Genomic DNA, 13,954 nt, shown 5'->3' on the forward strand with positions numbered 1-13,954 from the left:
AAAATTGGGTTTAAGGGATAGGTTTTCAAATTATTTATTTAAAAAAGCTGAAAAGCGTGGTTATCTGGATGACGTTTTAGGTAAAAGCATTCGTTACGGCGGTGTATATGTTACAGATTCAAACATCTTACAGTCTAGTGATGTATACGAATTACTACAAGACATCAGTAATCAAATGGTATTGGCTGATATTGTTGTGGAAGATGAATTTGGAAATGAAATTAAAGATGACATGGCACTTCAAATCTTAAGGAATCCGAACAACTATCTTACACAATCGGAATTCATTAAATTAATGACAAATACCTATTTGCTCGAGGGGGAATGCTTCCCGATATTAAATGGTGCTCAAATCCATTTAGCTTCCCATGTTTTTACAGAGTTAGATGATCATTTAGTAGAACATTTCAACATCGGTGGGGAAGAAATCCCTCCGTTTATGATTCGGCATGTGAAAAATATTGGTGCAGATCATCTAAGAGGGAAAGGGATTCTTGATTTAGGAAGAGATACACTTGAGGGTGTTATGTCAGCTGAGAAAACGTTAACGGACAAATATAAAAAGGGTGGACTATTAGCATTCTTATTAAATCTGGAAGCCCATATTAATCCGCAAAATGGCGCGCAGTCCAAGTTAATCAAGGCCATTTTAGATCAATTAGAGTCTATTGACGAATCACGGTCTGTAAAAATGATTCCTCTTGGAAAAGGGTACTCGATAGACACGCTGAAAAGCCCGCTAGACGACGAAAAGACCTTGGCATATCTAAATGTATACAAAAAGGATTTGGGCAAGTTTTTAGGCATAAATGTGGATACCTATACAGAGCTAATCAAAGAAGATATTGAGAAAGCAATGATGTATATCCACAATAAAGCAGTTAGACCCATCATGAAAAATTTCGAAGACCATTTGAGTCTTCTTTTTTATGGCCAAAATTCAGGGAAACGTATCAAATTTAAGATGAATATCCTTGATTTTGTTACGTATAGCAACAAGACAAATATCGGTTATAACCTGGTGCGTACCGCTATTACCTCACCTGATAATGTCGCTGATATGCTTGGATTTCCTAAACAAAATACAAAAGAATCACAAGCTATTTATATTTCAAATGATGTAACTGAAATCGGCAAGAAAGAAGCAGCGGATGGTTCATTGGGAGGTGAAGAGAATGAAAATTGAGGTCCGAGGGAATCAAGTCATACTTGATGGTTATGTGAATGTTGTAGATAGAGAAAGTCGAATGTTGCCTTCGCCCAGGGGATATTTCAAAGAAAGAATTGTTCCAAAAGCATTTGAGAAAGCATTGAGTAAAGCAAAGAATGTGGACTTGCTTTTTAATCACAACAAAAATAGAAAGCTTGGTTCTATTGAAAACGGAAATCTGGAATTGTATGAAGACAATATTGGTTTAAGAGCGATTGCTACGGTTACGGATGAGCAAGTGATTGAAAAGGCAAGGAATAAAGAATTGCGTGGTTGGTCATTTGGTTTTGTTTCTGAAAAAGATTCATGGGAAGAAGGCGAATCTGGTGTTCAAAAACGATCTATTGAAGAACTAGAGCTTTTAGAAGTATCTATCTTAGATATGACACCTGCCTATGTTGCGACTTCCATTGAAACCAGGGGTGAAAATACAGCCATGATTGAAATGAGAAGGGAAGAAGCAGCTGTAAAAACAGTTGTGGAAGAAGATCCAGAAGAAAGAAACAACATTATTAAACAAATAAAAAAAGTCCTGGAGGAAAAGTAACATGAACTTAAAAGAAATCTTAAATGCATCTCAAGCACGAAATAAAGCTCGATTAGCAGAATTACAAGGTAAAGTAGAAAAAAATGAAGTTCGTTCAGAAGAACTAGCAGCAGTTAAGGCTGAAGTAGAAGCATTAACAGAAGAAGCGAAAACTCTTGCTGATGAATTAGCGAAATTAGAAGCAGACGAAAAAGAAGAAGATCCTGACAAAAAGAAAGATGACAATCCAGATAAAAAAGAAGATCCAGCAGCAAAAGAAAATCCGAATGAAAAAACGGAACTGTCAGAAGAGCAACGTTCTGCTATTTCAGTATCTATCGCCGCAGCTCTTTCTACAAAAGGTCATACATCTACTCAAAACAAAGAAATGGAAACTCGTTCTGCCTTTGCAAACTATATCGTCGGTAACATTGATGAAACGGAAGCTCGTGCGTTAGGTTTAGTCATGGGGAATGGTTCTGTTACGATTCCAGATTTCTTGAGTAAAGAAATTATCACGTATGCTCAAGAAGAAAACTTCTTACGTCGATTAGGAACAGGAGTAAAAACAAAAGAAAATATTAAGTATCCTGTTTTAGTGAAAAAGGCAGAAGCACAAGGTCATAAAAATGAGCGAAGTAATAATGAAATGCCAGAAACGGATATCGAGTTCGATGAAATCGAATTATCACCAAGGGAATTTGATGCACTGGCTACAGTGACGAAAAAATTATTAGCACGTACAGGTTTACCGATTGAACAAATTGTTATGGATGAGCTGAAAAAAGCTTATGTTCGTAAAGAAACGCAATATATGGTGAATGGCGATGAAGCTAATAATATAAATGATGGTGCATTGGCAAAGAAAGCCGTTGCATTTAAAACGGATGAAAAAAATCTCTATGATGCATTAGTAAAAATGAAAAATACACCGGTTAAAGAAATTCGTAAAAAAGCACGATGGGTATTAAATACAGCGGCACTAACAAAAATTGAAACAATGAAAACGGATGATGGTTTCCCATTACTTCGTCCATTTAATCAAGCAGAGGGCGGCATTGGTTATACATTATTAGGCTTCCCTGTGGAGGAAGAAGATGCAATTGATATCCCTGATTCACCAGATACACCAGTATTCTATTTCGGTGATTTCTCTAAGTTCTATATTCAAGATGTTATTGGATCACTAGAAGTACAAAAGTTAGTTGAGTTATTCTCACGTACAAACCGTGTAGGCTTCCGTATCTGGAACTTACTAGATGCTCAATTAATTCATTCTCCATTTGAAGTGCCAGTTTATAAATATATTTTGCAGGATGGGACGCCGACGAAACCCTGATAAACCGCTTCCAATTGGAGAAGCGGTGATTGGGAAGAGTTTGATACTTTCATAGGGGGATGACAAGGTGGGAAAAACAAAAGAAGAATTAAAAATGTTATTTGTGACGGGGTATAAGCCGACGCAACAAGATTTTACAGATTTAATTGAGGTAGCAGGAGTCCAAGGGCCTAAAGGAGATAAAGGTGAAACGGGAAGCCAAGGTCTGAAAGGAGATGCTGGTGTAAAAGGTGACACAGGAGCCAAAGGTGAAGTTGGTGTGAAAGGCGCTGATGGGAAAAATGGAACAAACGGTACCAATGGTGTGGGTGTGAAATCTATTTCTGTAACGGTTGATACTGCTGGGAAAATTACAGGTGGAACATGGATTGGAACAGATGATAAATCAAATCCCATTACGATAAATAGTTAATATGGGTATTTCATATGAATGATCTAATTGATAAATTAAAAGCACATATGCACTGGGAAGAGGGCATAGATGATTCTTTGCTCTCTTTTTATATCAATCAAGCACAGACGTATGTGAAACATGCGACAGGAAAACAGACTGAATATCTAGTTATTATGGTCGCCGGTATTTTTTATGAATATCGCGTTGCCGAAAAAGAATTAGAACAAGCACTGGATGCGCTGACACCATTCTTTGTCCAGGAGGTGTATGATGCCGAAGAGGAAGACGAATAAGCTTAAATGGATGGGTGAGCTACTGAAATTAGGAGAAACCATTGATTCAGAAACAGACCGTGTTGTGATGGGATATCCATTCGAACGGAAAATTCGATATAACAACATTGGAGTTACGGCCACTGATAAATTCACAACAAAAGATACGAATGAAATTGTAAAGAAAATTGAAGTCCGTATGGATCGTGACATTGAAAATAACCAAAAGGACTATCGTGTAAAAGTTGGTGGCCGTATCTATGATATTGAACGTATTTATGTACGGGAAGAAGACCGAATGATGGAGGTGTCATTGTCCCATGCAAATTAGTTTTGAACAGTTACGAGGCATCATGAAAGAATCAGGCATGCCAGTGTACCGTGATGAAGCTCCTACAACAGCAAACTATCCGTACATTGTGTATGAATTTGTGAATGAGCAACAGAAAAGAGCTTCTAATAAGATAATATGAAGCGACCTCCTAGATTATCAAGTCAGGGATTTTAACCCATAATAATGAATGAAAACATTATGAATGGGGTTATACCCTATGATAATAGGAGGCCACTATGGAAAATATAATCTATATTGGGATGGATGTCCACAAGGAAAGTTTTAGCTTATGTGCACTACACGGAACAACTGGGGAAATTGTAAGAGAAGCACGATGTGCTTCAAATGTATCTCTCGTAAAAAAATTCGTTGAGAAACTGAAAACAAAATATGGTGAAGATATAAAAATTAAAGCTGGATATGAGGCTGGTTGTTTAGGGTATTCACTTCATAATCTTCTTGAACAAAATGGAATTGATTGTGATATTTTAGCTCCCACAACAATGTACAGTTCATCAAAAAATAAAATGGTTAAAAATGATAAATTCGATGCCAAAATGATTGCTCTTAATTTAGCAAATGGCACCTATAAAGAAGTATATGTTCCAGAAGAAGAGGATGTTGCCGTGAAAGAGTATATCCGCATGTTAGGTGATTTTAAAACATCTTTGAAAAAAATAAAACAACAGATAAAAGCATTCCTTTTAAGGCATGGCTATGTGTATGAAGGGAAATCAAGCTGGACAATCGCTTATATGAAATGGTTAAAGAATCTTGATCTACAAGGATTATTCAAAGAAACGTTAGGCGAATACCTATTACAGTATGATGTTCTAGTCGATAAAATTGAGCGGTTCAGTCTGAGATTAGAAGAATTATCTCATCGTGAAAGGTACGAAGAACCAATCGCAAATTTAAGATGCTTAAAAGGTATAGATACAACATCGGCAATGACTGTTCATGTGGAAATTGCAGACTTCACTCGTTTTCCCACGGCTAAAGCATTTATGGCTTATGTAGGATTGACACCAAGCGAAAGCTCAAGTGGAGAAAAAATCAGTCGACGTTCGATTACAAAACAAGGAAATTCGACCGTTAGGTCTACTCTTGTAGAATGTGCAAATGCGTTGGTAAAAGGAACAATCGGATTAAAATCGAAGCGAGTGAAAGCAAGACAAAAAGGGCAACGAAGCGAAGTGATTGCTTATGCGGATCAGGCTGTAGAAAGGTTACAAAGAAAATATTATCGCATGATATATCAAGGGAAACCTAGAAATGTTGCCGTTACAGCTATCGCAAGAGAACTGGGGTGTTTTATATGGGGATTAGAAACAGGTAAAATTCACCGAAAATAAAGAGGGAAGGATATGAAGTTGATTGATTCATTCATAGTTAGAAACCAAAGGTATCAATTGATGGCATAGATGAGCTTCAGAGATAGTGAATTACAGGTCTGGCTATCTATGACTCACCTCTTCTGGCATGGCTGAAATTCTGATAAACAAGCTATTTATTAGAATTTGAAAAGGTGTGATCCACGCAGTGAGATTATAAGAGCCTAACGACGAACCATTAACCTGAGGTAACCAATCCACGAATAACAGAGTGGTTAACTGTCGATAGATCTTATTTCTGAAGCTTTTGTATGCCATCAAGAAAAATATTATGGGTGAAAAACTATTGACAAAGGTCACTTCATAACAGGTGATAAAGGATATGCCACTTTATCAAATTGCAGTTATTACAAATGGAACTGAAAAAGATTACGCTCCGTTAAAGGCTGTTTTTAACGAAGCAGGCGTGTCTTATTCTCAATTTGATGGAATGGGTTATGGCGAGAACGACGACACTATCACGCAGTTTATCACGTATGTGAGGTGTATCCAGTAATGGCTTCCAATAACAATGGTTTTGCTGAAGCTTTAGAAGATATCCATACGCTATTACGTGTGAATAAAAAGGTCGAACTAGATGTATTAGACGAAGCAGCGAAGTATTTTGCGAGTAAATTAAAACCAAAAATTAAAGCATCCAGTAAAAACAAGCGGACACATTTAAGAGATAGTTTAAAGGTTGTTGTGAAAGATGATCGTGTATCTGTGGAGTTTAAAGAGGAGGCTTGGTATTGGTACTTAGTTGAACATGGCCATAAAAAAGCAAATGGTAGGGGACGTGTGAAAGGAAAACACTTTGTTCAGAATACCTTTGATGCAGAAGGTGACAAAATTGCTGATATGATGGCACAAAAAATAATTGATAGAATGTGAGGGTGATGGACATGCCAATTGAAAATAAAGAGATTCAATATACAGTAGGAATCGAAGATTTATATCTATGTATGATGAAAGGGACGGAAACGTCTCAGACGATGCCAACGTACGAGGATACCATTTATCAGCAAACCAACATTACAGATTTAACAATTTCGACGACATCTACTAATTTTACAAAGTGGGCATCTAACAAAAAAATTATTAACATTGTCAAAAATACTGCCTTTGGACTCGCGTTTAATCTTGCTGGTTTAAACCGTGAAGTAAAGGATAAACTCTTCGCTAAAGTGCGTAAAAAAGGTGTCTCTTTTGAAACCGCAAAGCCGAAAGCATATCCGAAATTTGCAGTAGGTGTTGTATTTCCTCTGAATGATGGAACCAAGCTTGTTCGGTGGTATCCAAAATGTACAGTCGCACCAGTAGAAGAATCTTGGAAAACACAAAATGAAGAAATGACAGTGGATGATATTGCCTATACGATTACAGCTGACCCGCTATTGTACAATGATGTTACGCAGGCGGAACTAGATACGGGTCATGTGGATGCAAAAGGAATCAAAGTGGAGGATTTCTTGAAACAAGTGATTTGTGATGAATCGCAACTTGCAACACTTGGACCAAAAACAACGTAAGAACAGGATGTGAGAAAATGGTACGATTAAGTGATTTAGTAAATGTAAATATAACTAGAAATAGCATTAAGATACAGGGTGTCTCAATCCCTGTTATTTTTACTTTTGAATCTTTTCCTTATGTGGAAGAAGCATTTGGAACACCTTATCATGAATTTGAAAAAGAAATGAATGATATGTTAAGAAAAGGACAATTTAGCCTAGGAGAAAATGAAGCGAAATTGATGCGTGCATTAATTTATGCGATGGTACGTAGTGGTGGTACGGAATGTACAGTAGATGAATTAAAAGGTGCTATTCCTATGAATGAATTACCTGATATTTTCATCGTTGTATACGAAATTTTCAGTGGCCAAACTTTCCAGAATTCTGATATGGAGAAGCTGAAGCAAGAAAAAAAGTAAAAAACATACTGACTAAAAACGAGGAATCTCAGTCGGAACTCGACTGGGATTTTTATTTTTATGTCGGTAATACATTGCTTGGTTTAAGTATGGATGACTTCTGGAAAATCACACCGGCACATTTTTTAAAGCAATTCATTATGCATCTCAGATACAACAATCCGGATGCATTACATGAGCAGAAACCAAAACAAATCTACACGCTAGATCAAACACCATTCCTATAAGAAATGAGATGAGAAAGTGCCTGGGAATAGTAAAGAAAGAAACGTCGTCCTTCATTTTAAAATGGATGGCCAGGTTCAGTATGCCAATACATTGAAACAAATCAATATGGTTATGAATAATGCAGCGAAAGAATATAAAAATCATATTGCAGCAATGGGCCAAGATGCGACGATGACCGATAAACTTCTTGCTGGAAAGAAGAAGCTTGAAATTCAAATGGAAGCAGCCAAGAAACGTACAGCTATGTTGCGTTCCGAATATCAAGCGATGTCCAAGGACACAAGTACAACCGCTGAACAGCTCAATAAAATGTACGGTAAATTGCTAGACGCAGAACGTGCTGAAACTTCTCTTGATAACGCCATGAAAAGAGTGAATGAAGGCCTTTCTGAGCAAGCAATTGAAGCTAGGGAAGCACGTGGGACTTTACTTGATTTGCAAGAGAATTCTAAGAAGCTTGAAGCAGAACAAAAGAAATTAACAAGCTCTTTCAAACTTCAAAATGCTGAACTAGGAGCAAACGCTAGTGAAGCGGATAAGTTGGAATTAGCACAGAAACAACTACGCCAGCAAATGGAAATGACGGATAGGGTCGTCCACAATTTAGAACAACAATTAAGTGCAGCAAAGCGTGTGTATGGTGAGAATTCTACCGAAGTGCAGCAACTTGAAACGAAATTAAATCAAGCGAAAACCACAATGAAGCAATTTGAAAACTCCTTACAGAGTGTAGGAAGAAGTGGCTCTCAAGCAGCGGATGGTATGGCAGAGATCAATAAAAAATTAGATATGAACAATTTGATGGAAGCCGCTGAAGTTCTACAAGGAATATCTGAACAGTTAATGGAAATGGGAAAGTCGATTGTAAATACAGCAATAGAGTTTGATGGATCACAGAGGAAAATACAAGCTTCATTAGGATTAACTGGGAAAGGTGCTGAAAACCTCCAAAAGATTGCGGTTGATACTTGGAAAAAAGGTTTTGGTGCAAATCTGGAAGAGGTAGACAATGCGCTTATAAAAGTCTATCAAAATATGCGTGACGTTCCACATGAGGAATTGCAAGGGGCATCAGAAAATGTATTAACATTAGCTAAAGTTTATGATGTAGATTTAAATGAAGCGACTCGAGGTGCAGGGCAGTTAATGAGTCAGTTTGGTTTATCGACACAGGAAACCTTTGACTTACTGGCTGCCGGTGCTCAAGAAGGTCTTAATTATTCAGACGAGTTATTTGATAACCTCTCTGAATACGCGCCGTTATTCAAACAAGGTGGTTTTAGTGCGAATGAAATGTTTACCATTCTTGCGAATGGGACTAAGGATGGCGCTTATAACCTTGATTATATCAATGACACAGTTGCCGAATTTGGAAAGAAAGTACAAGATGGATCAAAAGGTACGGCAGATGCGTTTGCCGGTCTCTCAAAAGAGACACAAGGCGTTTGGAAAGCATTTAACGGTGGGAAAGCAACAGCCGCCGATGTGTTTAAAGCAGTAATAGGTGATTTGGGAAACATGGATGACAAGGTAAAACAGAACCAAATTGGAGTTGGTTTGTTTGCCACCCGTTGGGAAGATATGGGCGCTGCAGCTGTATTAGGGCTTACTGATGTACATGGTGGTCTTGGTGATGTAACTGGACGTATGGATGAAATGAAGAAACTGCAAGAAGAATCTTTGGGACAGCAATTTCAAAAAGCATTAAGAGAAACACAAGCGGCGTTAGAGCCACTTGGAAAGAAACTAGCTGAGTTAACTAAAGCTGTCTTACCACCATTGGTCAATGGAATTAAATCTGTAGTTGATTGGTTCACTAAATTACCGGGACCAGTTCAAAATTTTGTTTATGTTTTTGCTGGATTGATAGCTATAGTAGGTGTTTTGGCACCCATCATTGCTGCGGTTGTGGTATCAGTTGGGGTATTAGGTACAACAATAGGGGTTGTTATTGCAGTTATTGCTGGTCTTGCAGCGGTAATAGCAGGTGTTATTTGGGCTATACAGAATTGGGGACAGATAACCGATTGGCTCTCCGAAAAATGGTCCCAATTTAAAGATTGGTTTGGTGAATTGTGGTCTGGTTTCGTTCAGGTATGTAGTGATGGATGGTCTTCTACCGTTACGTATTTTTCAGAAGCTTGGTCTTCCTTTGTTGAAATGATGCATAGCTTTTTTGACCCAATCGGTCAGTTTTTTAGTGATTTATGGACTGGAATTGTCGAAACAGCGTCTTCTTGGTGGTCGTCACTTGTCGAAACAGCATCTGAATTGTGGGGAACATTGGTACAAGCTTGGCAGGATACGTGGAATACGATACTTACCGTCTTAGATCCGATTATTTCGGCGATATCTGTCGTTTTAGAAGCAGGTTGGTTATTAATACAGGCAGGCACACAAATTGCCTGGGCTGCAATAAGTCAATATATCATTGATCCAATAACTAAAGCCTATAACTGGTGTAAAGAACAACTTGGTGAGCTGGTTTCTTGGTTAGGTCAACAGTGGGAAACAGCCAAATCTTATACACTTGCAGCATGGAATTTGGTAAAACAGTATGTGATGCAACCGGTTCAAGAATTGTGGAATGGGACAAAGCAAAAACTGGGGGATTTAGCTAACTGGATATTATCAAACTGGGAAACGATAAAATCCTATACGCTTACGGCTTGGAATGTAGTGAAGAAATATGTAATTGACCCAGTAACGGAAGCTTATCATGCAGCGAAGCAAAAGTTTAGTGATTTATATCATAGTGCGAGAGAAAAGTTTGATTCTGTGAAGAATGCCGCACAAGAAAAGTTTGATGCAGCAAAGAGATTTATCGTTGATCCGATAAAAGATGCGGTAGAAAAAGTAAAGGGGTTCATTGATAAAATCAAAGGGTTTTTCAGTGATTTGAAATTAAAGATTCCGAAACCGGAAATGCCTAAAATGCCACACTTTAGTCTGCAGACTAGTACGAAAAATATTTTAGGAAAAGACATCACTTTCCCGTCAGGTCTTCATATAGATTGGCGTGCGAAAGGTGGTATCTTTACTAGACCGACAATTTTCGGAATGAACGGTGGACGTTTCCAAGGAGCAGGTGAAGCAGGACCAGAGGGCGTATTACCGTTGAACAAAAAAACATTAGGTGCGATTGGGGAAGGGATTGCAGCAACGATGTCTACGGAACCAACTATCGTCAATATTTATAATCCTTCCGTAAGAGAAGATCGTGATATTGATCGCATCGTAGAAAAAGTGGACGGTGCACTTGCTGAACGGGAACGTATGGCCAAAATGGGAGTAGGGAGGACGACTTAATTGTTGGATATAGGAATCGATAATGAATTGGCAAGTAGTTACGGATTAGGTTTAGTAGGTCGTCCAGTGATTCCAACCGCAAAACAAAAGGTAGAACATATAGAAGTACCAGGACGACATGGTTCACTTACAAAGAAAGGGGCATATGAAAATGTCTCTTTTAAGGTGAAATTTAATATGTTGGAAAGGGAAAATATTAAACCTTTCATAAGACGTGCAAAACCTTGGTTATTACAAGGGAAAACACTCTTTTTCACAGATGACGATGTGTATCGGAAGATTAAGCATGTTGAAATGGGAGACATCATAACTGAGATTGAGGAACATGGTGAATTTGAAGTAGATTTCACTTTAGATCCTTTTGAATATACAGAGGATGTAAATCTAAAGCTCACCCAACCTGGTGTCATTTATAATCCAGGTACAATGGAATCTGATCCTAAGTTTTGGATTGTGGGAAACGGTACTTTCCGTATAACAATCAATGACGTCTCTTTTCAAATAAAAGATGTGAAAGGTTCTGTTGTCATAGACTCAGAAGTACTGGAAGCATATACCGATACCATATCAATGAATCATAAAATGGTTGGGCAGTTCCCTATATTGGGCGTGGGAGAAAATACAATAGAGTGGTCAGGAGCCATTCAATTTATGGAAATCAGGCCAAGGTGGAGATATAAATGATTACGTTATATAAACCAAATGAGACTGATTTTACACACAATGGTATAGGGGCTTTAGATAAAAATATGTATAACGCAACTGTTGAGGAAGAACTCAATGGTTTATTTTTATTTTCATTTCGTTATCCATTGTTTGCACCACATGGTCTGGAAATAGAGGGAATGAGCATCATTAAAGTTCCAACTCCTGATGGTGAACAACTGTTTCGAGTGGCAGCACCTAAGGTCAGTATGGGTGAGATTACAGCGCAATGTTATCACATCTTTTATGATTTAACGGAAAATCTTATTGAAGATATTTTTGCTGAAACAACAAATGGCAATGGAGCTATGAATCGTATGTCAGCAGGATGCCAATACAAGCATCCTTTTACTTTTTATTCTGATGTCCCTACGATTGCAAGTGCACGTATTGTCCGTAAAAATCCTGTAGAAGCATTATTGGATTCTAGTCAAGACAATTCATTTGTGAATCGTTGGGGCGGTGAATTAAAACGCGATAATTTTGACGTGAAGATGCTACAAAATCGTGGTATGGATCGTGGGGTAGTGATTCGTCATAAAAAAGATTTGTTAGGGTATGAGGGTAATATGGATTGGAAAAGTCCCATAACTAGAATCATGCCACAAGGTTTTGATGGGTTATTTCTTCCTGAAAAGTACGTGGATAGCCCACTTATAAATAAGTATCCTCATCCTAAAATTAAAGTGGTTGAATGTAAACATATTAAAGCAGCTATTGGTGAAAATGCTGACGATGAAGATGCAGTTCCGTTAGAAGAAGCATATCGGTTATTACGCCAGGCAGCGAAGGATATGTTTGCTATTCAAAAGGTTGATCAGCCTAAAGCAACTTATACCGTTACGTTTCAGGAGTTATCACAAATGGAAGAGTATAAGGATTATAAGCATTTACAGAGTGTTTATATGGCAGATACGGTTACGGTTGAGCATCAAGAAGATGGGATTGATATAAAGGCGAAGGTAATTGCTTATAAATATGATCCAATAAAAAAAGAGTATCTGGATATAACCATTGGTAACTTCAAAGAATCGTTTACAGACGTTTCCGGTAGGGTTGACCTGGTACAAGAAGAATTGTCAAATATGCCAAGTTCTATTTTAGATGCAGCAAAAGCGAATGCAACAAGCCTTATTCATTCAGGGTTCGGAGGACATGTTCGCATTTATCCAGATCGTATTTTCATTATGGATACGAAGGATGAAAAGACTGCTAAAAAGGTTTGGCAATGGAACTTGAATGGGCTCGGGTATTCTTCTACAGGAGTGAATGGACCGTATGGAACCGCTATTACAAGTGACGGCAGAATTGTTGCTGATTTTATTACAGCGGGTACGTTGAATGGAAATCTTGTGCAAGGTGGAGAAATCACAGGTGCAACATTACGAACTTCAGATAGTGTGAACTATGTAAATATTTCAAAGCAATTCATACGCTTGTATGAGTCATCTAGAACAAGGGTGTTTGTAGGGTATTACAAAAATAGTAGAAATGAAATACAACCTACTCTTATTTTAGGTGGAGATTCAGATTCCACAGGGGCAAATGGGGCTATTATGATGTACCAATTCTCAGATACGAGCGTTAAGTCGGGTGGAATTGGAATGACAAAGGGGCTCGATGGCAATGGATACTTGAATGCAGCTTCTTTATACTTTTCGCAAACAGGGAATGCAATGCTTGACGCTGATAAAATGATTGTCTTAGATGCTCAAAGTGAAATGAGGTTTAAAGTCAAAGATCAGTTCCGATTTTATCGGAATGACAATTGGATTGCGAGTATCGGAGTTGCATCTGGAGGGGATACGGATATTATGCTCCCAAATGCGATCATACGAAATTCGAGTTGGGACAATGGGTATATCCAAGTGAAAACCGCTCTTGGATCCTATTATCAAGGAGTAATTGCTTCGGACTTCAAAGTTTCTTCAAAAGAAACCTATAAAACCAATATTAGACCCATTACACGTAGTGTATTGGAAACTGTAATGGCTTGGGATATTAAACAATATAATCTGAAAACGGACATTCCAAAACTCTATGAAATGCGTATGCATCGCAAAGAAGGAGAACCGACAATTACGACAGAGGCCATTCCTACACATTATGGTTTAGTTATTCCAAAAGAATCAGAGGAAAATGGTGTAGGCTTATACGGAATGCTTTCACAATTAACAAGTGCATTTCAAGAGCATGTAACTAAAACTACGGCTAAATTCGAAGAAGGAGAACCGATAAAGCCTAAAGGGAATATAAAACACAGGAACAAAGTAAAGCGCCAAAGAAGACCGCCTAGACGCGTGAAAAGGAATAGTTAGAGAGAGAGAG

The 13,954-nt window shown here is 38.0% G+C and carries 14 protein-coding genes and 1 pseudogene; all 15 read left to right on the forward strand.

What is annotated here, in order from left to right:
- Positions 1 to 4 precede the first annotated feature (4 nt).
- Positions 5 to 1,186: a phage portal protein gene (locus MHH55_RS01040; RefSeq protein ID WP_078187992.1), complete on the forward strand. Its 1,182-nt coding sequence runs from the start codon at positions 5 to 7 to the stop codon at positions 1,184 to 1,186.
- On the forward strand, positions 1,176 to 1,757 hold the full coding sequence (locus MHH55_RS01045; protein WP_139362555.1) for an HK97 family phage prohead protease: 582 nt from the start codon (positions 1,176 to 1,178) through the stop codon (positions 1,755 to 1,757). Before MHH55_RS01040 ends, MHH55_RS01045 begins: the two co-directional genes overlap by 11 nt.
- Position 1,758: 1 nt before the next feature.
- Positions 1,759 to 3,075 carry a phage major capsid protein gene (locus tag MHH55_RS01050; protein ID WP_078187990.1) on the forward strand — a complete coding sequence of 439 codons (1,317 nt, stop codon included), beginning with the start codon at positions 1,759 to 1,761 and terminating at the stop codon, positions 3,073 to 3,075.
- Positions 3,076 to 3,142: 67 nt separating this feature from the next.
- On the forward strand, positions 3,143 to 3,487 hold the full coding sequence (locus MHH55_RS01055) for a collagen-like protein (RefSeq protein ID WP_078187989.1): 345 nt from the start codon (positions 3,143 to 3,145) through the stop codon (positions 3,485 to 3,487).
- A gap of 14 nt (positions 3,488 to 3,501) precedes the next feature.
- Positions 3,502 to 3,762, forward strand: a complete 261-nt coding sequence (locus MHH55_RS01060) for a head-tail connector protein (RefSeq protein WP_078187988.1) — start codon at positions 3,502 to 3,504, stop codon at positions 3,760 to 3,762.
- A complete protein-coding gene (locus tag MHH55_RS01065; RefSeq protein WP_139362554.1) occupies positions 3,740 to 4,072 on the forward strand; it encodes a phage head completion protein in 333 nt (110 codons plus the stop codon). The genes MHH55_RS01060 and MHH55_RS01065 overlap by 23 nt, the downstream gene beginning before the upstream one ends.
- Positions 4,062 to 4,214: a hypothetical protein gene (locus tag MHH55_RS01070; RefSeq protein ID WP_176116701.1), complete on the forward strand. Its 153-nt coding sequence runs from the start codon at positions 4,062 to 4,064 to the stop codon at positions 4,212 to 4,214. The genes MHH55_RS01065 and MHH55_RS01070 overlap by 11 nt, the downstream gene beginning before the upstream one ends.
- A gap of 97 nt (positions 4,215 to 4,311) precedes the next feature.
- Entirely contained in the window at positions 4,312 to 5,430 is a 1,119-nt protein-coding gene (locus MHH55_RS01075; protein WP_340880263.1) for an IS110 family transposase, read from the forward strand.
- Between the two features lie 346 nt (positions 5,431 to 5,776).
- Positions 5,777 to 5,965, forward strand: a pseudogene (locus MHH55_RS01080) (hypothetical protein); the annotation flags it as partial.
- Positions 5,965 to 6,342, forward strand: coding sequence for an HK97-gp10 family putative phage morphogenesis protein (locus tag MHH55_RS01085; RefSeq protein WP_078186297.1), 378 nt, complete (start codon positions 5,965 to 5,967; stop codon positions 6,340 to 6,342). The pseudogene MHH55_RS01080 and the gene MHH55_RS01085, both read left to right, overlap by 1 nt.
- Positions 6,343 to 6,353: 11 nt before the next feature.
- A complete protein-coding gene (locus MHH55_RS01090) occupies positions 6,354 to 6,980 on the forward strand; it encodes a phage tail protein (protein ID WP_078186296.1) in 627 nt (208 codons plus the stop codon).
- 17 nt (positions 6,981 to 6,997) lie between these two features.
- On the forward strand, positions 6,998 to 7,384 hold the full coding sequence (locus MHH55_RS01095; protein ID WP_078186295.1) for a hypothetical protein: 387 nt from the start codon (positions 6,998 to 7,000) through the stop codon (positions 7,382 to 7,384).
- A gap of 243 nt (positions 7,385 to 7,627) precedes the next feature.
- Positions 7,628 to 10,921, forward strand: a complete 3,294-nt coding sequence (locus MHH55_RS01100) for a phage tail tape measure protein (protein WP_078186294.1) — start codon at positions 7,628 to 7,630, stop codon at positions 10,919 to 10,921.
- The gene (locus MHH55_RS01105; RefSeq protein WP_078186293.1) at positions 10,922 to 11,605 is read left to right on the forward strand and encodes a phage tail domain-containing protein; all 684 of its coding nucleotides are present in this window, start codon (positions 10,922 to 10,924) and stop codon (positions 11,603 to 11,605) included. It abuts the gene before it with no gap.
- Complete coding sequence (locus MHH55_RS01110; RefSeq protein ID WP_139362409.1) at positions 11,602 to 13,944, forward strand: phage tail spike protein; 2,343 nt, start codon at positions 11,602 to 11,604, stop codon at positions 13,942 to 13,944. Before MHH55_RS01105 ends, MHH55_RS01110 begins: the two co-directional genes overlap by 4 nt.
- Positions 13,945 to 13,954 lie beyond the last annotated feature (10 nt).

The sequence above is a fragment of the Bacillus sp. FSL K6-2944 genome, from assembly GCF_038005385.1.
GTDB lineage: Bacteria > Bacillota > Bacilli > Bacillales > Bacillaceae_G > Bacillus_A > Bacillus_A cereus.